Genomic DNA, 20,006 nt, shown 5'->3' on the forward strand with positions numbered 1-20,006 from the left:
GCGTCCGAGGGCATGGCTACGCTGACCCGCATGCCGGACCGTCACACGCTCGAGGAGACCGAGCGCGCGATGAAGGACCACGTGGGAGCCCTCCCCCTGGACTTCGCCGCCGCGAACGCCCTGTCCAACCTCTTCCGCGCCGCCAACGCGGTGCGCAGCGAGCTGACCAACCGCGTGCTGCGCCAGCACGACATGACCTGGACCGGGTTCGTCGTGCTGTGGGTCGTGTGGATCTGGGACGGCATGGAGACCCGCCACGTCGCCGAGTCGGCCGACATCTCCAAGGCCACCCTGACCGGCGTCGTGAAGACCCTTGAGGCACGCGGGCTGATCGCGCGCGAGGGCGACGACCACGACCGGCGCCTGGTCCGGCTCCGGCTGACGCCCGAGGGAGTCAGCCTGATGGAGCAGCTCTATCCCGAGTTCAACGCGGTCGAGTCGGAGATCATCGGCCAGCTCTCCGAGCGCAAGGTGAGCACCTTCACCAAGACCCTGCGCGACGTGGTCAACGCCGTCGAGGGACCTGAGCTCGTCGAGTAGCCCGAGCCGCTGGGCGATCTGTCGTGAGGCACGAGCGAAGATGCATCGAGACTCGACAAGTCAGTCGCTCGTGGTCGTCGCCGTTGATGCGTCGGGGGTGTTCGTGCTCGCGGTGCGTACACGCAAGGCGGCGTCGCGACGGGGCGGGTTGTCCTCCGAGCGGCGCCGCCGCGGCGAGGTGCGCGCGGTGGGTGCGTCGACCCCTGCTGAATCAACGGCGACGACCACTGGCCAGCGGGCCCACCTGTCCGTGGTAGCCCAGCCGACCTGCCCGAGCCACGACGTCCTTCCAGCCCTGCTGGACCGCCGCGATCTCATCCGCGTGCCTCTCGGCGAACTCCGTGATGGTCGCCATGACCTTGCCGATGTCGCGGCTGTAGACGTCGCTGCGACATGCCGTGTCGGCAGCCAGGACCTCATCCTCCGTCTCGAGGAACTGCTTCCATGCGTCGGTGTAGGTCGACGGATCCGCGCCCTCGGCGGGCGGCTTTCCGGCCTTGGCTGCCTCGTCGCGCATCACTGGTGCCAGGTCGTCGTAGGTCGCATCGTTGTCCTTGAGCACGGCGAGATCGGCGGTGCCCATGCAGTCGTCGTAGGTGTCGAAGCTCCCCCCGAGCTGCTCGCCGGCCTCACGCATCGTCGTGCGCCAGGCTTCGATCAGCTTCATCCACCCCGCGGGGAAGGACACCTTCTGGACCTCCGCTTCCGAGGGGGTCTCGACGCTTCGCTCGCACGCCAGCAAGTCTCCCGGGAACGTCGCCGGATACCGCGCCACGTCCTCCATGGCCTTCGCCGCCTCCAGAGAGGGCTGCGCGGCGATCTCCTTCTGCGAGTAGATCCGGTTGCCCGGCCGAGCGAACCAGACCGACGGCCGCAGGGCGTCGTAGGGCGGTGCATACCCACGTGCCAACGACCAGTCCCATTCGGGGTGGCCACGCTGCGCAAGACACTCGTCGAGCTGACCGTTGTCGGCGTAGGCCTGGACGACGTAGGCGGCGTTGAGCTGCTCCCGGGACCCCGCGAAGCTCTCGTAGACCCGCTGCGCCTCGGCATCGACCTCCGCCGCAGAGGCGGTGGGGGCCGCTACGTCATCACCTGGGCCGAGGGTGCCGCAGGCGCTGAGCGCCGCGGCGCTCAGCGCCGCGATGGCGCACTCAGCGACCCAGCGATACCTGCGTGTGTTCGTCCGCGTGCTCATCTCCCGGCCACCCCTCGTCAGCCGTGGGGTCATGGGGCTCGTCATCCTGCAACCCATCGTCGCCGTCACGACCGACACCGAGAACGGTACAGCTCGCTCCTACTCGACGAGCGCGACGCGCGCCCGGTCCCGGGCCGCCTCGACCAGCGCGCGGAACAGCCCGGCCTGGTCCGCATCCGTGGCCGCGGTGTCCTCCGGGTGCCACTGCACGCCGAGGTACCAGCCCTGCGCTCCGGCGAGCTCCACGGCCTCGATGACGCCGTCGGCCGCGTGGGCGACGGCACGCAGGCCGCGGCCGGGGCGCCCGATGCCCTGGTGGTGGTAGCAGGAGATGCTGGGCGCCGTACCGACGATGCCGGCGAGCACCGAGTCGGGCTCGACCGCGATCTCCTGGACCACGTGGCGATGGGTCCGCTCACCGAGGTCCTGGATCAGGTCACCGCCCAGCGCCACGTTGACGACCTGGTTGCCGCGGCAGATCGCGAGCAGCGGGAGGCCGGTGCCGAGGGCGTGGCGGGCGACCGCGAGGTCGAAGGCGTCCTGCTCCTCGTCGACGTCGTACTCCGTCGCATGGGCCTCCTGGCCCGCCCACCGGGCGGCCAGGTCGCCGCCGCCGGGCAGGAGCACCCCGTCGGCGTACCAGAGCCGGGCGGCGACCTCGGCGTCGTTGACCTCGGCGCCCGGCGCGACCGGGTGCATGACGAGCGGCTCGCCGCCGGCGGCGTACACGGCGTCGGCGAGGGCCCGCGCGGTCACGTCGGCGCGGTAGCGCAGCGCCGAGGCCGACGCGGAGAACCGCGCCGGGATGGCGATCAGTGGGCGGCGGCTCACGGCACGACGCCGGCGAGGGTGGTGAGGCCGGCGTCGACGCGGCGGCGGGAGACGATGGTCACGATGAGCGCTTCCTTTCGGCCTTCGCCAGCAACTCGTTTTGATCCGAACGACTTTGTTTGGGTCCGAACGTAAGGTCGCCAGCGCCACCTCCGCAAGCCCCGTCCCGCCTTGCGGACCACTCTCGAGCCCTCACCGGCCGTCTCGCGCTCGCCGCCGCCGCCGCCGGACCGGCCTACCTCACGCCGCGAGCGAAAGCACCGGCACTCGTCCGGCCCCAGGCGAGCAGGGTCAGGGCGAGCGCTGCCGCGAGCAGTCCGAAGTCGCGCAGCGCGATGTCGTAGTACTCGCCCGTGCTGATCAGGTCGACGATGATGCCGGCCAGCCAGAGCGCGACCAGCGGGCCGCCGTACCGCGGGGCGAGGGCGACCACGAGACCGGCGACGATCTCGATCACCCCGACGACATACATCGCCTGATCGGCGCTCCCCGGCACGAGATCGTTGATCCACGGGGCGAGGTAGCGATCCCAGTCGACGAGGACGTTCGCGAACTTGTCGAGACCGAAGGCGATCGGCGCGATGGTGAACACCGAGCGGAGCAACAAGAAGGCGCCCTCGGGGCCGACCAGGGTGGAGCGGTCGATGGCGACTCGGGCAGGGGTGGCGTGGTCAGTGGGCATGACGGGTCCTTTCTCTAAAATTGAACTTCTTCCAATTTAGACCCGAGTCCCCCCTCTTGTGTCAAGAGAATTCTGTTTTAGAATCTCCCCGTGGACACCTCGCTGGGCTCCGGCGCCGTCGCGATCGGTGCGCTCGCCGATCCGACCCGGCGCGCGCTCTACGAGTACGTCGCCCGCCAGCCCGACGCCGTCGGCCGCGACGCCGCCGCGGCGGCGCTCGGCATCGCCAAGCACACGGTGAGCTTCCACCTGGACCGGCTGGCCGAGGAGGGCCTGCTGGAGGTGGAGTTCCGCCGACTGAGCGGACGCAGCGGGCCGGGCGCGGGCCGGCCGAGCAAGCTCTACCGGCGCGCGGCCCGCGAGTTCGCGGTGACCCTGCCACCACGGCGCTACGACCTGGTCGGCGACATCCTCGCCGCCGCGGTCGCCCGGGCCGGAGCGGGCGAGGATCTCGACGCGGCCCTCACCGAGTCGGCCCACGCGGAGGGCCGGTCGCTGGCGGCCACCGCGGCCGGCATCCCTCGCCCCGGGCTCGCCGAGCTCGCCACCGTGCTGGCCGGCCAGGGCTACGAGCCGACGCTCTCGCCCGGCGCGGTGGCTTTGGCCAACTGTCCGTTCGACGCGCTCGCCCAGAAGCACACCGCCCTGGTGTGCGGACTCAACCGCTCCTTCGTCCAGGGGGTCGCCGACGGCCTCGGCTGCACCGGGGTCAGCGCGCACCTCGAGCCGGCATCCGGCCGCTGCTGCGTGAGCGTCCGCGACGACGGACGACCCGCGGCACCCGGAGAGTGATCGCGACGTGGCCAGGTTCGAGGTCGTCGAGCACGTCGTGACCGCGCGGGTAGGCGCCGATGTCCGCTGACGGCACCGGCACCGGCAGCGGTCGCGCCGCGCTGGAGCGCTGGATCCTCTCGGGTGGCCGCTGGGAGGTGGTCGGCGAGCGCGACGGCGTCGTCACGGTGGCGCTGCTGACCTGCGACGGCGGACAGGAGATGGAGCGGGTCGTCGTACCAGTGGACGCGCTGCCGACCGACTGAGCCCCCGGTCAGTGGACCACGACCGGTGGCGTCGTCGCGTCGGTGCGGCCGACGCAGGCGATCCGGTAGGTCCCCGGCTCCTGCGGGACCCAGGTGACGTCGGCGACGAACCGCAGCCCGGCCCGGCGCCAGGTGATCGTCGTGGTCGGCGAGGAGTCGTCGGCCACCTGGCACCAGACGTCGCCGTCGAGCCGCTCCACCCGCAGGTACGTCGGGCGCAGCACGGCGTTCGGGTGGTCGGTGCCGAAGCTCGCGGTGACCGCGTCGCCCGCCCGTGCGGTACTCGGCGCCCGGCGCACCTGCGTCGGTCCGGTCCGGGCCAGCCGGGGCGAGCCCAGCGGCAGGGTCCAGCGCAGCCGGCGCGGAGCGGGCGGCGTCCCCGGGTCGAGCGGCCGACCGCTGCGCAGCGCGACCGCCAGCTCGACGAGCGCGTCCCGCAGCACCGCGAGCTGGTGGCGGCCGAAGATCGTGGAGCCCGCCTCGTAGAGCTGCTCGTCGTACTCCTCGGGCGTGGTGACGTAGTGCCCGTAGCCGTTGGCGTAGCCCTGCAGCACGACGTCCTCGACATCGACGCCGAGCTCGGCGGCCACGGCGCTGCGCAGCCGCCACCCGGCGACGACGGTGACCTCGAACGGCAGGCAGGCCAGGTACAGACCACCCCACCGGACCAGCTGGAGCAGGTAGGTCTCCTGCACCCAGCCCAGGCTGCCGACCGGCAAGAACAGGTCCTTGGGCTCATGGGCCGCGGCCAGCACGGGCCGACGCCGGTAGAGCCACCGGCTGAGCCGCTCGGGCACCGGGTTGCGGCGACCCTCGTCGAACAGCGGCGAGCCCGGTCCGTCGGTCAGCTTGCCCGCCGCGAAGCTCGCGCCGAGGATCGCCCGGCCGGTGCGCCCGGGCCCGGCGGACCGCTCGGCGAGACGCACCCACCGATGCCGTACGTCGACCAGCGGCTCCACCGCGACCCCCGGCTCAGCAGCGAGCCGGCGGGCGGCGGCCAGCTGCCGCTCGCCGATGATCCGGGTGTTCGCGCGCTCGTCAGTGGTGGGGCCCGTGGCCGGCGCCAGCTCGAGGTTGGGGCTGAGGTCGCCGGCATTGGTCTGCGCGAAGGCCGTGACCAGGTCGCCGTCCTGCTCCCACCGACGGGCGGCCCAGCCCTTGTTGTCGGCGCTGATCAGCCGGTTGCGGTTGGACATCGAGGTGTTGTGGACGGGGAACCAGCTGATCGCGCCGGCCAGCTCGCCCGAGCGCTCCAGGCGCAGCAGGGTCATCCGTGGGTCGATGCCGTCGGGAAACCGCTCCCGGTCCTCGACGGGATCGCGCTCGAACGCCGCCCGGGCTCGGTTGGCGCTGGCGTCGTGCAGCTCGCCGCGGGTGAGCAGCAGCCTGGTCGGCGCCAGGTCGGCGTCGGCGCGGGCAATCGCCTCGACGACGCCGTCGACCAGCCGCGCGAAGGTGCGCGGACGGAAGCCGCCGGTGGTGAGGTTGTACAGGATGTCGTGGCCGTGGCCGCCGGGCCCGCAGTGGGTGTGGGTGGCGGTGAGGACGACATTGCCGGCGTCGTACCGGTCCCCGAGGCGGGCGGCCAACCGCTCGTGGATGGCGGCCACCGTGGCCTGGAAGAACATGGCGATGTCGGCGACGACGTAGGCGACCCGGCGGCGGCCGTCGTCGAGGACGAACGCGCGGGCATACTGCCGCGACAGGATGCCGCGGGTGCGCTGGTCGGGCATGCCGTAGCCCATCATCCCGACGCCCCAGGGCTCCCCCGTCACGTCGGCGATGCCGCGACCGACCAGCCAGCCGGGCTCGGTCACCCCCGGCTCCGGACGGCGTCGCGCAGCGCCTGCTCCGGGTCGACGCCCTCGGCCCGGGCCTGCGCGACCAGGGCGAGCAGACGCTCGCCGAGATCCGGGGAGTCCGCGGCCACGTCGAGCGGGAGCCCGGCCCGCTCACGCCGGGCGAGCGTCTTGTCGGCGTACAGCAGGGCGGGGAGGGCGGACGGCAGGTCGGAGGGAGCCGTGCGCTCGGCCGCCTTGATCCGCTGCCAGCGCTCGTCGACCTGCTCGGCGGTGAGGTCCACGGCGTCGTCGCCGAAGACGTGCGGGTTACGGCGGCGCATCTTGGCGGTGATCCCGCGGGCGACGTCATCGAGCGAGAAGTCGCCCCGCTCCTCGGCGATCACGGCATGGAAGACGACCTGCAGCAGCAGGTCACCGAGCTCCTCGGCGAGGTGGGCGAATTCGCCGCTCGCCTCCGCCTCGTCGATGGCGTCGACCGTCTCGTAGGTCTCCTCGAGCAGGTAGCGCACCAGGGAGCGGTGGGTCTGCTCCTGCTTCCACGGGCACTCGGCCCGCAGCCGCCGCATCACCTCGACGAACTCGGCGACCGGATCGGGCACGGCTCAGCCTGCCGGCGCGACCGCCGACGGATCGACGGCCGGACCGCAGCGCTGGTCGGCAGGCAGCGCGGCGACCTGCGCCGCCGTCATCGCGGTGGTGTCGGCAGCGTCCTTGGCCTCGGCGCTGACCGGCACCGAGAGCGGGTCCCCGCCGAACACGCCGGTCTTGGCGTCATAGGACCCGAAGACCGGGTTGAAGGTGACGTCGTGGTCGTCGAGCCAGTCGGTGATCAGGGCGACCCCGGCCGAGACCGCCGCGTCGCCCTGCGCCCCGGACTCGTCGGCGCCGAGCTCGGCGACCGGGTCGCTGAGCCGTTGCTGGATCCAGGTCAGGAACTCGAAGGTGTCGTAGTTGTCGGCGTCGATCGTGCCGAGGGCGTCCCACGCGTCGTGGACGGCGGTGCGGTCGATCTCGCCGGCCGGCAGAGTGACGCCGTGCTCGGGCGCCAGGTCGTCGACGGCCACCGCTTGGGTCCAGCCGACCACGAACTGGGCTCGGATCAGCGCGGTCGGCGCCGGCTGGGCCTGCGGGTTGGCCGCACGCAGCGCGCAGTAGTCCTGGACCGCCTCGTCGACCTTGCTGAGCGAGAGCCGCTGGCCGTCGACCTCGGCGGCCACGCCGGGCTTCACCTCGTCGTCGCTGACACCGCAGCCGGCGGTGAGCAGGGCGACGGCGACGAGGCCCGCAGCCGCGGACCGGAACGACACGACGTTCGAACGACGCACACTCACTCCTTGGGGTCGATGACCGAGTCGATGACGAGTCGGGCCCATTCAAGCAGGGCGACCCCCTCGAGGGGTGTTCCGGTCCGTCCCGGGATGCCGGGGCGCGGCACCAGGATCGACTCGAGCTGGTGCTTGACGATCGACTTCGGGTACAGCCGGTTGAGCCGGATGGTGCGCGACTCCGGGAGCACGACGGGGTGGAAGCGGACGTTCTTGCCGACGGTCGTGATCTCCTTGACACCGGCCTGCCGCGCCCGCGCCCGGAACCGCGCGACCAGCAACAGCGCGACGACCTGCTCGGGCGGCTCGCCGTACCTGTCGTCGAGCTCGGCGGCGATCTCGTCGACGTCGGCGTCGGTGCGGACCTCGGCGAGGCGCTTGTACATCTCCAGCCGCAGCCGCTCGCTCGGGATGTAGTCGTGCGGGAGATGGGCCTCGACGGGCAGCTCGATGCGGACCTCGTCGAGCTGCTCGGGCGCCGCGCCGTCGCTGCGGAAGTCGCGCACCGCCTCTCCGACGAGCCGCACGTAGAGGTCGAAGCCGACGTCGGCGATGTGGCCGGACTGCTCGCCGCCGAGCAGGTTGCCGGCGCCGCGGATCTCGAGGTCCTTCATCGCGATCGCCATGCCGCCGCCGAGGTCGGAGTGCTGGGCCAGCGTGGCGAGTCGCTCGTGGGCGGTCTCGGTGAGCGGCTTCTCGGTCGGGTAGAGGAAGTAGGCGTAGGCCCGCTCCCGAGAGCGGCCGACCCGCCCGCGCAGCTGGTGGAGCTGGGAGAGGCCGAGGGTGTCGGAGCGCTCGATGATCATGGTGTTGGCGTTGGACACGTCGATGCCGGACTCGACGATCGTCGTGCAGACCAGGACGTCGAAGTTCTTCTCCCAGAAGTCGAGCATCACCTGCTCGAGCTGGTGCTCGCCCATCTGGCCGTGGGCCGTCGCCACCCGGGCCTCCGGGACCAGCTCGCGGATCTTGGCCGCGGCCTTCTCGATCGAGCTGACCCGGTTGTGGATGTAGAACACCTGGCCGTCGCGGAGCAGCTCACGTCGTACGGCGGCCACCACCTGGCGGTCCTCGTAGCCGCCGACGTAGGTCAGCACCGGGTGCCGCTCCTCGGGCGGGGTGGTGATCGTCGACATCTCACGGATCCCGGTGACCGCCATCTCGAGCGTGCGCGGGATCGGGGTGGCCGACATGGAGAGGACGTCGACGGAGGTGCGCAGCCGCTTCATCGCCTCCTTGTGCTCGACGCCGAAGCGCTGCTCCTCGTCGACGACGATCAGGCCGAGGTCCTTGAACTTCGTGTCGGCGTTGAACAGCCGGTGGGTGCCGACCACGACGTCGACCGTGCCGTCGGCGAGACCCGCCATGGTCTCGGCCGCCTCCTTGTCGGTCTGGAACCGGCTCAGCGGCTTGAGGTTGATCGGGAACCCGCTCATCCGCTCGCCGAACGTCGTGAGGTGCTGGTTGACCAGCAGCGTGGTCGGCACCAGGACGGCGACCTGCTTGCCGTCCTGGACCGCCTTGAACGCCGCGCGCACGGCGATCTCGGTCTTGCCGTAGCCGACGTCGCCGCAGATCAGCCGGTCCATGGGGACGGTGCGCTCCATGTCGGCCTTGACCTCGTCGACCGTGGTCAGCTGGTCGGGCGTCTCGTGGAACGGGAAGGCGTCCTCCAGCTCGCGTTGCCAGGGCGTGTCGGGACCGAAGGCGTGGCCCTGAGTGGCCTGACGGGCGGCGTACAGCTTGATCAGCTCGGCCGCGATCTCGCGCACCGCCTTGCGCGCCTTGTTCTTGCGCTTGGTCCAGTCGCCACCGCCGAGCCGGTCGAGGCTGGGCTGCTCGCCGCCGACGTAGCGGGTGACCTGGTCGAGGGTGTCGGCCGGCACGAACAACCGGTCGGCCGGGCCACCGCGCTTGGAGGGGCCGTACTCGAGGACGAGGTACTCGCGCACCGCGCCCTGCACCTCGCGCTGCTTCATCTCGACGAAGCGGCCGACGCCGTGCTGCTCGTGGACGACATAGTCGCCGGCCTTGAGCTCGAGCGGGTCGATCTGCCGCTTGCGGCGGACCGGCATCGCGCCCTTGTCGCGGGTGGACGCCTTGGCGCCGACGATGTCCTCGCCGGTGAGGATCACCAGGCCGCGGGCCGCGTCGACCAGGCCGTGGCCGAGATTGCCGCAGGTGATCGTGACGACCGCGGGGTCGAGCTCGTGGCCGGCCGGGAGGTCCTCGACCAGCCGGGCAGGGACGTCCTGCTCCCCCAGGGCCTCGACCATTCGCTGCGCGGGTCCGTGACCGACGTGGACCACCACGACGGCCTGGCCCTCGCCGCGCCACCGGGCGATGTCGGCGAACGCCTTCGCCACGTCGCCACGGTAGGACGGCGCCGGCGCTACTCCCTGCTCGAAAGCACCGTTCTCGGACGTCTCCTGGTGCTCTTGCCCCGGGACTATCGCGTGGTCGAGGCCGAAGGGGCTGAACGTCCACCACGACTGGCCGCGCTCGCGGGCGTGGGAGCGGACGTCGCCGAGCGAGTGGTACGACGCCGCCTGCAGGTCGACCGGGGCCTGGCCGCCGCTGGCCGCGGTGGCCCAGGACGCGGCGAGGAACTCCTCGCTGGTGGCGACCAGGTCGTGGGCGCGGGCCCGCGCGCGCTCGGGGTCGAGGACCAGGATCCGGGTGTCCTCGGGCATCAGGTCGACGAGCAGCTCGAGCTCGTCGACCAGCGCCGGGATCAACGCCTCCATCCCCTCGACGGCGATGCCCTGGGCGAGCTTGTCGGTGATCTCGAGGAGCTGCGGGTACGTCGTACCGAGCTCGGCGGCGCGGGCCCGGACCTCGTCGGTCAACAGCAGCTCGCGGCACGGCGGCGCCCAGAGCCGGTCGACCTCGGCGATGGTGCGCTGGTCGGCCACCGCGAAGGAGCGGATCTCGTCGACCTCGTCACCGAAGAACTCCACCCGCAACGGGTGCTCCTCGGTCGGCGGGAACACGTCGACGATGCCGCCGCGCACTGCGAACTCCCCGCGCTTCTCGACCAGGTCGACCCGGGAGTACGCCGCCCCGACCAGCCCCGCGACGACGTTCTCGATCTCGGCGGTGGCGCCCTTGGTCAGCTCGACCGGCGTCAGGTCGCCCAGGCCCTTGACCTGCGGCTGCAGCACGCTGCGCACCGGCGCGACGACCACCTGGACCGGCCCGGTGGCCGCGTCGGCCCCCGGGTGGCACAGCCGCCGCAGCACCGCCAGGCGCCGCCCTACCGTGTCGCTGCGCGGGCTGAGCCGCTCGTGGGGCAGCGTCTCCCAGCTCGGGTAGTAGGCCACGCCCGCCGGGTCGACCAGGTCGCCCAGCTCGGCGGCCAGCTGCTCGGCCTCCCGGGTGGTCGCGGTGACCACGAGCACCGGCCGCCCGGCCCGGGCCAGGGCGGTCGCCAGGAAGGGCCGCAGCGCCTCCGGCCCGGTCAGCTCCCCGGTCGGCTGGGTCCCGTCGGCGGCCGCGGCCAGCGCGGCGGACAGGGTCGGGTCGGCGAGGACGGCGTCGGCAAGGCCGGCGAGACTCACGGGGCACACCTTTGGTCGAGGGACACGACGAGCGCCCCCGGTCGGTGAAGGCCGGGGGTGCGTCGTCCAGCCTACGACCCGCCCGCCCCCGACCCGGCGCAAAGGGTCATCTGGGAGGTCATCTTTGCGCCGGGTCAGCGCGATTCCCGAGTCAGTTTGCGCCGGGTCACGCCTATCCGAACCGGCCGTTGACGTAGTCGTAGGTCCGCGAGTCCTGGGGGTGCTGGAACATCGCCTCGGTGTCGCCGTGCTCGACGACGACGCCCGGCTGGCCCTGTGAGGCGAGGAAGAACGCGCACTGGTCGGAGACGCGGGCGGCCTGCTGCATGTTGTGGGTGACGATCACGATCGTCACCTCCCGGGCGAGCTCGAGCATGGTCTCCTCGATCACCCGGGTGGAGGTCGGGTCGAGGGCCGAGCAGGGCTCGTCCATGAGCAGCACCCGGGGACGGATCGCCAGCGAGCGGGCGATGCACAGGCGCTGCTGCTGTCCGCCGGACAGACCGCCGCCGGGCGCGCCGAGACGGTCCTTGACCTCGTTCCAGAGACCACCCTTGACCAGGCAGGACTCGACGAGGTCGTCCTTGTCGGACTTCTTCATCCGGGTGCCGGTGAGCTTGAGGCCGGCCAGCACGTTCTCCTGGATCGACATCGCCGGGAACGGGTTCGGCTTCTGGAACACCATGCCGATCGCGCGGCGGGCGTCGATCAGGCGCTTGTCGGGGTCGTAGATGTCCTCGCCGTCGAGGAGCACCTCGCCGGCCAGCTGGGCCGACGGGACCAGCTCGTGCATCCGGTTCAGGATGCGCAGGAAGGTCGACTTCCCGCAGCCCGACGGGCCGATCAGGGCGGTGATCCGGCCGGCGTCCATCGTGAGCGAGACCCGGTCGAGGACCTTGTGGTCGCCGAACCACGCCGTGATGTCCCGTGCCTCGAGCGCGGCCAGGCCCAGCGGCGCGGCGGCGTCGACCGGCAGCGCGGGGTCGAGACGGGGTACGTCGGCACGGACCTGGGGGATGACGGTCGTGTCGTCGGCGTTGGCGTGCATCGGCTCTCTTCTCATCGGTCGGTGCCGGGCGGCCCGTGGGCCGCCCGGCACGGTGCTGCTGATCCTGCTGGTGCTGCGCGCGCCGCGTCAGGAAGCGGCGGCGACCGCGGCGGTGGCGGTCTTCTTGGCCTGCTTGGCCTTCTTCAGCTTCTTCTTCAGCTTGGCCTTCTTCGCGCCCTTGGCCTGCTTGACCTTCTTCTTCAGCTTGACCACCTTGGCCTGGGCCTTGTCGAGCTGTGCCTGCGCGGCGGCGAGCGCCGGGGACGGGCCGGCGGCCGGCGGGGCGTAGCTGACCGTCACGCTGCCCTCGGAGCCGAGGTACCTCGCGTTGTTGGGCGTGAAGACCGCGGTGTAGGTGTGCGCACCAGCGGCCGGCGACGGGACGACGAAGGTGCCCTGGCCCGACACCAGCGGGACGTCCTTCTTCAGCAGGGTGGCACCCTCGTAGAAGGCGACCGAGCCGGTCGGCTGCGAGGAGCCGGAGACCTTCGCGGCGAGCTGGACGCCCGCGGCGAGGTTGGTACCGGTCAGCGCGGTGCTGCTGGCCACCACCTCGTTGGTGGCGAAGTTGCTGGTGGTGTCCGCGGCGGTGCCACAGGCGCCACCGTTGGCCGGGGTGGCCAGCTGGGTCAGACCGCCCTCGGCGATCGCGCCGGCGGCAGCGGCCGAGCAGAGGAAGCCGGCCTCGCCGAGGAACGCCTGGATCTCGGGCTTGCCGATGTCGGCGGCGCGCACGACGTTGTAGACCGCGCGCTTGAACGCGAGCTCGCCCTCGAGCAGTCGGACCGTGTTGCCCGGGATCAGGTGGGCACGGCCCTGCGAGATCGGGACGATGGCGTCGGGGTCGTTCTTCACCGGAGCGTCGGAGTGCTCCTGGATGCTGACCTCGCCCGGGTCCTTGATGCCGTTGCCGTTGGTGTCGACGTAGTCCTTGACGCAGGTGCCGTACGAGATGCCCAGCGTCGTCTTGAAGAACTTCTCGGTGCCCGAGCCGCTCTGCGGGACATAGGGCTTGATGACGCCGGCAGTGCCGCCGAGGGCGCTCCAGTTCGTCACCGAGCAGTCGTAGATCGAGATGAGCTGCGTCTTGGTCAGCGAGGCCGGGGCGTGCGAGGCCGTGCTGTTCGAGACCGCGGAGACGACGGTGTCGAGCGCGAACGGGATGCCCTCGAGCGCCTCGCCCTCGGCCTCCTTGCCGGAGCCGCCGACCCGGTCGGACGAGCGGGCGAAGTCGAGGTCGGAGTAGTCGGCCGTCTGGATCTTGTTCTTGCCGTCGCTCGAGCCGTTCGGGCGGGCCTTGGCACCGTTGACCGGGAGGTTGATCTCCCCGCCGCCGAGGGCGCTGAAGGTGGCGACGTCGAAGGTCTGGCCGTAGCCCTGCTTCGCGCCACCGTTCCAGAGCACCGCCGCGTTGTGCAGCGAGAGCATGGTGGTGTCGGAGCCCGCGCCGATCAGGTCGGCCGAGACGGGCGTGGCCTTGCTGTCCTCGGGCTGCGGGACGTAGGCAGCGTGGGCCGGAGAGGCGATCAGCGTCACCGCCGACGTGGCCACCGCGGCCGCGAAGGCGGCCGTGAGGGTCTTGCGTACGGACATTGCGTGTTCGACTTTCTGTGAGGGTTGTGCGGCTGCTGGTGCAGCCGCAGCGAGGACACCGCCGGCGGCGGCGATCAGGTCAGGTTGGGCAGGAGCCGCATCACTGCGTCGGTCGTCACCCAGGCCAGGGCGATCGCGAGGGGGGTAGCGACCACCCACACGTGCACCAGCGACCATCTCTGACGGGCGGCGATGACCCCGAGGGTCAACGCCAGGAGCAGCGCGAGATCGAGGGCGAGCAGGGGCAGCACCCCGGCGTCGACGCCCATCGGCTGCTCCGAATCGGGGACCGTCGGCGGCAGGCCGGACGGGGCGGGGAACGCCGAGTCGGCCTCGGCGTCGACGTAGAGGGCCTCACCGGGGGCGATCGCCCCGAGCCGGCCGTGCCCCTCGGCCGTGACCAGCGTCAGCCGGGCCCTGCCGGCTGCCAACGGCTGGGGCAGCGGGTCGCCCGAGCGGCGCAGGTCGCGCACGGTGAACGCCACGCGGCCCTGGGCGACGGTGATCTCGATCCGGTCCCCCGGCTCCAGGTCGCCGAGGCCGGCGAAGGGGCTGCCGTACGTCGCGGCGCGGCCGAAGACCACCGAGACACCGGCCTGGCCGGGGAGCACAGTGTTGCGCAGGTGGCCGGGGCCGGCGAGCAGGTCGCCGGAGGCGGTGCCCTCGACGACGACCTGCTGGACCTGGAGCCGCGGGATGGCGAGCAGCGCGACGGGCGCGCCCGGCTCGGTGACCGGTCCGACGGTCGCGGTCGCCGCGGCGACCTCGGCCCGGAACTCGTCGTAGAGCAGGTGTTGGCTGCGCTCTTGGGCGACACCGCCCAGGAAGAGCATCTGGAGCGCCATCCAGAGCGTGACGAGCGCGGCCATCGTGGCCGAGGTGCTGACCGCGGCGCTGACGGTCTCCGCCTGGCTCGGCGGTCCGTCCGGCGCGGGCGGGCGGGGCGCGCGCCGCTGCGGGGGGCGGCGACGGAGCCGCGGTCCGCGCTCCCGGGGGACGGTCTGCTCCACGGCGACCCGGGAGTCGTCGAGCGTCGTCATCGACGACTCCGCAGCAAGACGACGCGGGAGGCCCCGCTGACCACGAGGAAGACCAGCCCCAGCACGAGCAGCACGGGCAGCAGACGACCGCTCCAGGCCGACGAGACGGGCTGGGTGGGCGGCATGGTCACGGCCTCCGGTGCCGCCACGGGACCGGCGACGGGCGCGGCGGGCGCCGGGTCGCCCGCGGGCTCCGCGACGGGCGCGCCCGGGTTCACGGTCGCGCCGCCGGCCTCGGGGGGCGCGGCCGGTGTCTGCTGCCTCTCGATCGCGCGAGCGACGGCCTGGGCGCGGGCGTAGAGGCCACGCGTGGCGCCCTCGTCGCTGATCGGCACGAAGCCGCCGGGCAGCTCGCCGTTGCCACTGCCGGCACGCTGGCCCTCGGTCGTCGCGATCCGGACGAACTGGGCGACCTTCGCGGCGTCCTCCTTGTCCAGGTTCCGCAGCCGCGCGGCGGTGTAGACGATCATCGTGCCCGGGTAGGCGTTGCCGGCCTTGCGCAGCTTGGCCATGTCCATCACGAACGGTCCGCGCCTGCCCTGCGGCTTGGCGACCTTGACCGCGGCCGTCATGGAGTCGGCGGACGGCGCGACGTACCGACCGCTGCGGGTCTCCAGCCCTGCGGTGCGCAGGCCATAGCGCTGCGCGTCACCGAGGCTGACGATGCCGAGCATGAACCGGTCGCCGTAGTGCTGGCGCTCGGTGCGCCCGAGCTTGTAGATCGGCGGCGTGACGCTGAGGTCGGTGTCGCAGCGGGTCTGCACGTTCGGCCACGCGTCGAGCAGCGCCTCGGCGATCTTGCGCATCGTCGAGACCGGCGCGGCGAGGTCGTTGAAGTACGTCGACGGGTTGTTCGCCTTGCAGTCGGTGCCGCCCTTGGGGACGTACGCGTCGAGCAGCGGCCACTCCTCACGGGGCAGCTTGATCTTCTTGTACGACGGGTTGATCCGCATCCCCCACGGATCCGGCTTGCCCCTGACGAAGTCCATCGCCGCCTTGTCGCTGGCGATGTAGTCGGTGAGCTGGCGGATCACGTCGGAGGAGTTGGACAGCGACAGCAGCGCCGCGCCCGCCTCCTGGGCCTCCTGGGACAGACCGGGGTTGAGCGCGATGAACTCCGGGTCCTTCATGATCACCCAGGGGTTCTGCTCCATGCCGGGATGCCCGGAGCCGAAGCTCGATCCCGTGTAGGACTGGGTGATCAGCTTCACGAGCAGCCGGGCGTTGAGCCGCAGGTCGGTGAACTCGCCGGCGTTGCCGGGGCGGTCGATGACGTAGCCGATGCCGAAGCCGGTGAGGGCGGTCGGTGCATAGCCGACGGGGTCGCCCTCGGTCTCGTACTTCGACGACACCAGGGCCGCCGCGCCGCCACCCGACGCCATCAGCGAGAACCCGGCCTGGTCGGGCATCTGGTTGTGCTGGAACTTGAACCGCGACTTGTTCAGGCAGTACGCCGGCGCCCACTGCAGGGCGGCCTGGGCGAGCAGCTCGGAGCCGTAGAAGCCGGTGGGGGCGCGCGAGTCGAGGATGTCGCACGTGTCCGGCGGGTCGCCGAAGGTCACCGGGATCACGAACCGGTTGCGCCAGTTGGACTGCGCCCACCACAGCGCCGGCGAGACGGCCTGGTCGACGCCGACGTTGGTGAAGTTGCTGGAGCCGGGCGCGAACTGGCCGGTACGCCGACAGGACTTCTCCACGACGGTGAGGTCACGCTCGACGGCGGTCGAGCCGGCCTCGCAGCTGATGCCGACGATCGGCACGACCACGATCGAGCAGGCCACCGTCTTGCTGCAGCCGAGGGACTCGTTCTCGACGTCGGTACGAACCTCGAACTGGACCTGGCCCTTGCCGTCCGCATCGGTGTACGCCGCGATCTCGTTGGCCGGCAGGGCCGCGTCGGCGGCCGCCTCGGGCGGCATCGTCTTCGCGTCGCACGCCGGGAACACCTGGCCCTTGGCGCTCACGAAGGGCACCAGCCGGGTGTAGAGGAGGCCGCTGCGGTCGACGTTGGGACACTCCGCGGCGTCCGGGACCTCGCCCTTGCTGCTGGTCACCTTGGCGGTGTCCGCCGCGACGGCGTACAGGTCCTCGGTCCAGGTGGCGTCACTGGCGGACTTCGAGACCTGCGAGCGCTGTCCGAACGACGAGGTCCAGCAGCTCTCCGGCTTGACGTCGTCGCCGGTCCCGCGGCACTGCAGGACGACGACGGGGTACTCCTGGTTCATGCCGCCGGGGCCGAACGGGTCGTTGGCCCGCCCACCGCTGGGCTGGGCGCCGCTCCAGGTGATGCCGACCCGCTCGCGACCGCGCAGGTTGCGGGTGTGGTCGGCGTTGACGGTGACCTGCCAGGGGCTCCCGGTGCTCGGGTCGGAGATCGCGGTCGACGAGCCGTCGGCGGCGACCAGCTCGCGCTCCATCGAGTGCGTCTGGCTCCAGGCGTCGCCCGCGACCGCCGCGCGCGGGGTCACGGGCTGCGGTCGGTCGGCGCTCGCCGGGCCGGCCACGCCGGTACCCGCGCAGACGGCGACCACGAGCGCCGCCAGGCCGATGCGGACCAGGCGGTGGCCCCTCACCGGGCTCCTCCTCGAGCGGCGAGGCGGCGCCGGAAGGTGGCGGCCAGCAGCCCGGGCAGCAGCACCAGCGCGAGCAGCTCGAGCACGACGACCCAGCCGAACGGCCGGCGGTCGCCGTCGCGCTCGGCGGACAGGGTGTCGGGCGAGGCGGTGACCGGCTGGATGGAGCTGGACACCGGGACCGTGCCATCGGCCGTGACGGGCGCCTCCTGCCCGGTCGCCGGGTCGACGGCGGCGGGGGGCGCCTCGGCGCCCGCCGCGGCGTCCGGGGCCGCCGCGGGATCGTCCGTGGCGGGCGTGCCGGTGCCGGTGTCGTAGCCGCACGGGCCGGCGCCCTCCTTGTCGCAGTCGGGCGGTTTCGGTGCCTTCTGCGCCAGCAGGTTCTTGTCGGGGTTCTTGCCGTCGAAGGTCGGGTTGTTGCAGCTCTTGACGTCGCGGTTCGTCAGCTCGACCGCCGGGTCGGCCGCCTTCAGCTTGGCGATCTGGTCGAAGCCGGCCTGGACCAGGTTGAGCGGCAGCGACGAGTAGCCGTAGGCGCCGGCCTTGGTCTGCCCGGTGCACAGCGAGTAGTACATGAAGTCGGCCAGCGTCTGCCGCTTGGCGGTCGACATCCGCTGGTCGCTCGCGCCGGTCGGCAGCAGCATGTAGGAGTACGACGAGATCGGGTACGACCGCGGGTCGTCGTAGGTGTAGACGCCGTCGAGGTTCTGGGTGAGGTACAGCGGCGACGTCGTGTCCATGTTGATCTTGGCCTGGGTCAGCGCCACCGCCGTGTTGAACTGGGTGGGCTCCACGAAGTAGCCGGCCGCGTTCTGCACCTTCACCACGGGGTAGTGGGCGTTGATCGCGTAGGAGTACTCGACGTACCCGATCATCCCGTTGCCCGAGAAGCCCTTGATCGTGTTCATCACCTGGTCGGAGCCGGCCTGGCTGACCATTCGGCTGCCGGACTTCTTGGGGTAGTACGACGTCAGTCCGGAGCGGCCGAAGTAGGCCCGCCAGACGCTGGGATACTGCTTGTCCATCCAGGTGGTGAACTGCGCCGTCGTGCCGGACCCGTCGGAGCGGACCACCGGGATGATCGGCAGGGCCGGGAGCTTGCGGCCGTTGTTGTCCTTGGCGATCGCGGGGTCGTTCCAGTTGGTGATCTGGTTGGTGAAGATCTTCGCCAGCGTCTCACCGGACAGGCGCAGGTTCTTGACCTGCTCGTTGCCGATCTTGAGCTGGTAGGTGAAGGCGGTGCCTCCCGCGACGATGGGCAGGTAGGCGTACGAGCGGCCCTGGCTGGTGTCGGCCTGCCCCTGCTCGTCGGTGCCCTGGTAGGGGATCTCGGAGATCGCGAAGTCGACGCTGTTGTTGGCGAAGTCCTTGCGTCCCTTGGTCGAGCCGCCGCCGGTGTAGACCACCTTCATGCCGTTGGCGTTCACGTCGGCGATCCACTGCTGGACGATGAGCTCCGACCACGTCGAGCCGGTGCCCTCGATCTGGGCGTAGGGCACGGCGCCCCACGCGGCCAGGGGCAGGCTGATGCCGCAGACGACGGCGAGCAGGGCCGCCACGGCGCGTACTCGGCGCTTCACGAGTTGATCTCCTTCGGGGCACGGGGCCGGGTGGACTTGGTCTTCCTCGCCTTCCTCGGGCGGGCCACGACCCGCGCGAGGACGAACAGGAACAGCACGAGCGCGAGCAGGACGGTCGCGGCCGCGAAGGCCCGGGTGATCGCCTGGGGCTCACCGCTGCGGACGGTCGTGTAGATGTAGAGCGGCAGCGAGTTCATCACCCCGTCGGTGGGACCGACGACCAGGAACGCGGCCGCGCCCGAGGTGAGCAGCACCGGCGAGGTCTCCCCCACGCCGCGGGCGACGCCGAGGATGACGGCGGTCGCGAGGCCGGGGCGGGCGGTCGGCAACACGACGTGCCACACGGTCCGCCAGCGACTGGCCCCGAGCGCGAGCCCGGCCTCGCGCAGGTTGCCGGGTACGACGCGCAGCACCACGTCCGCGGCCCGGGCCACGATCGGCAGCATCATCACCGCCAGCGCCAGGGCGGCGGCCAGGCCGGAGCGCGGCCAGCCCGCCACCACGATGACCGTGGTGTAGACGAAGAGTCCGGCCACCACCGAGGGCAGCGCGGTCATCGCCTCGACGATGGTGCGCACCAGCCCGGCGAAGCGACCGCCGACCTCGGTCATGAAGATGGCGGTGCCGATGCCGAGCGGCAGCACGATCACCAGGGCGATGCCGATCTCGATGATCGAGCCGACGGCGGCGTGGGCGATGCCGCCCATGTCGAAGGGATCCTTCGGACCGACGCCGGCCATGTCGTCGACGAAGAAGTTGGCGTGCAGCAGCGGCCGCCAGCCGCGCAGCACGATGAAGGACAGGGTGCTCACCAGCGCGGCGCCCACGACGAGGGCGCCACCGGTCACCACGGCGGCGACGACCCGGTCGCGCACCTCCACCATCGACACGGTCAGCGCCGACAGGACGGCGGTGACCACCAGGCCCAGGACGAACCAGACCACGAGGAACCAGGCCGGCCCGGGCAGCGGCAGCATCCGCTGGGTGACCAGCCAGGCCAGGCCCAGCGCCGAGGCCCAGGAGCCCCAGCGCACGAACCGCTCGTCGGGGCTGGGGCGGCCCAGGGAGGGGCGCGGACGTGCGGGCGGCGTGTCGTCGTCGTACGACGGCAGGACGGTGACGCCGCGCGGCGTGACCGGCGTGACCGGCGAGGTCGGCGAGGTCGGCGAGGTCGGCGAGGTCGGTGTGGTGGTCATC

General features: G+C 71.9%; 16 protein-coding genes. 3 read left to right on the plus strand and 13 right to left on the minus strand.

Annotation, left to right across the window (positions count from 1 at the left end):
- Positions 1-30: 30 nt before the first annotated feature.
- Positions 31-540 (plus strand): MarR family winged helix-turn-helix transcriptional regulator, encoded by a 510-nt coding sequence (locus tag ACUP6Y_RS17270; RefSeq protein WP_462552050.1) that lies wholly within the window; start codon positions 31-33, stop codon positions 538-540.
- Between the two features lie 211 nt (positions 541-751).
- Here ACUP6Y_RS17270 and ACUP6Y_RS17275 read toward each other — a convergent pair whose 3' ends face one another.
- From ACUP6Y_RS17275 to ACUP6Y_RS17285, 3 genes are all read right to left on the minus strand, one after another.
- Positions 752-1,816, minus strand: a complete 1,065-nt coding sequence (locus ACUP6Y_RS17275; protein ID WP_462552051.1) for a hypothetical protein — start codon at positions 1,814-1,816, stop codon at positions 752-754.
- Between the two features lie 21 nt (positions 1,817-1,837).
- Complete coding sequence (locus ACUP6Y_RS17280) at positions 1,838-2,569, minus strand: gamma-glutamyl-gamma-aminobutyrate hydrolase family protein (protein ID WP_462552052.1); 732 nt, start codon at positions 2,567-2,569, stop codon at positions 1,838-1,840.
- Positions 2,570-2,804: 235 nt separating this feature from the next.
- Entirely contained in the window at positions 2,805-3,251 is a 447-nt protein-coding gene (locus ACUP6Y_RS17285) for a hypothetical protein (protein WP_462552053.1), read from the minus strand.
- Positions 3,252-3,341: 90 nt separating this feature from the next.
- On the opposite strand from ACUP6Y_RS17285, the gene ACUP6Y_RS17290 reads away from it, so the two are divergent.
- Together ACUP6Y_RS17290 and ACUP6Y_RS17295 are read left to right on the plus strand one after the other, a co-directional pair.
- A complete protein-coding gene (locus ACUP6Y_RS17290; RefSeq protein ID WP_462552054.1) occupies positions 3,342-4,043 on the plus strand; it encodes a helix-turn-helix transcriptional regulator in 702 nt (233 codons plus the stop codon).
- A gap of 59 nt (positions 4,044-4,102) precedes the next feature.
- The gene (locus ACUP6Y_RS17295) at positions 4,103-4,288 is read left to right on the plus strand and encodes a hypothetical protein (protein WP_462552055.1); all 186 of its coding nucleotides are present in this window, start codon (positions 4,103-4,105) and stop codon (positions 4,286-4,288) included.
- Positions 4,289-4,296: 8 nt separating this feature from the next.
- Here the strand turns inward: ACUP6Y_RS17295 and ACUP6Y_RS17300 are convergent, their stop codons facing one another.
- The 10 genes from ACUP6Y_RS17300 to pstA all read right to left on the minus strand — a co-directional run bounded on the left by ACUP6Y_RS17300 (position 4,297) and on the right by pstA (position 20,005).
- Positions 4,297-6,105, minus strand: a complete 1,809-nt coding sequence (locus ACUP6Y_RS17300) for a neutral/alkaline non-lysosomal ceramidase N-terminal domain-containing protein (protein WP_462552056.1) — start codon at positions 6,103-6,105, stop codon at positions 4,297-4,299.
- On the minus strand, positions 6,102-6,689 hold the full coding sequence (locus tag ACUP6Y_RS17305) for a MazG nucleotide pyrophosphohydrolase domain-containing protein (protein WP_462552057.1): 588 nt from the start codon (positions 6,687-6,689) through the stop codon (positions 6,102-6,104). The genes ACUP6Y_RS17300 and ACUP6Y_RS17305 overlap by 4 nt, the downstream gene beginning before the upstream one ends.
- A gap of 3 nt (positions 6,690-6,692) precedes the next feature.
- The gene (locus tag ACUP6Y_RS17310; protein ID WP_462552058.1) at positions 6,693-7,415 is read right to left on the minus strand and encodes a hypothetical protein; all 723 of its coding nucleotides are present in this window, start codon (positions 7,413-7,415) and stop codon (positions 6,693-6,695) included.
- Between the two features lie 2 nt (positions 7,416-7,417).
- Positions 7,418-10,975 carry a transcription-repair coupling factor gene (mfd, locus tag ACUP6Y_RS17315; RefSeq protein WP_462552059.1) on the minus strand — a complete coding sequence of 1,186 codons (3,558 nt, stop codon included), beginning with the start codon at positions 10,973-10,975 and terminating at the stop codon, positions 7,418-7,420.
- A 172-nt stretch (positions 10,976-11,147) separates the two neighbouring features.
- A complete protein-coding gene (locus ACUP6Y_RS17320; RefSeq protein ID WP_462552060.1) occupies positions 11,148-12,023 on the minus strand; it encodes a phosphate ABC transporter ATP-binding protein in 876 nt (291 codons plus the stop codon).
- A gap of 87 nt (positions 12,024-12,110) precedes the next feature.
- Positions 12,111-13,616, minus strand: a complete 1,506-nt coding sequence (locus tag ACUP6Y_RS17325; RefSeq protein WP_462552061.1) for a substrate-binding domain-containing protein — start codon at positions 13,614-13,616, stop codon at positions 12,111-12,113.
- Positions 13,617-13,690: 74 nt separating this feature from the next.
- The gene (locus ACUP6Y_RS17330) at positions 13,691-14,656 is read right to left on the minus strand and encodes a sortase (protein ID WP_462552062.1); all 966 of its coding nucleotides are present in this window, start codon (positions 14,654-14,656) and stop codon (positions 13,691-13,693) included.
- Positions 14,653-17,229, minus strand: coding sequence for a hypothetical protein (locus ACUP6Y_RS17335; protein WP_462552063.1), 2,577 nt, complete (start codon positions 17,227-17,229; stop codon positions 14,653-14,655). The genes ACUP6Y_RS17330 and ACUP6Y_RS17335 overlap by 4 nt, the downstream gene beginning before the upstream one ends.
- Complete coding sequence (locus ACUP6Y_RS17340; RefSeq protein WP_462552064.1) at positions 17,226-18,809, minus strand: substrate-binding domain-containing protein; 1,584 nt, start codon at positions 18,807-18,809, stop codon at positions 17,226-17,228. The genes ACUP6Y_RS17335 and ACUP6Y_RS17340 overlap by 4 nt, the downstream gene beginning before the upstream one ends.
- Positions 18,806-20,005, minus strand: coding sequence for a phosphate ABC transporter permease PstA (gene pstA, locus ACUP6Y_RS17345; protein ID WP_462552065.1), 1,200 nt, complete (start codon positions 20,003-20,005; stop codon positions 18,806-18,808). Before pstA ends, ACUP6Y_RS17340 begins: the two co-directional genes overlap by 4 nt.
- Position 20,006 lies beyond the last annotated feature (1 nt).

The sequence above is a fragment of the Nocardioides sp. S5-5 genome (assembly GCF_054954065.1).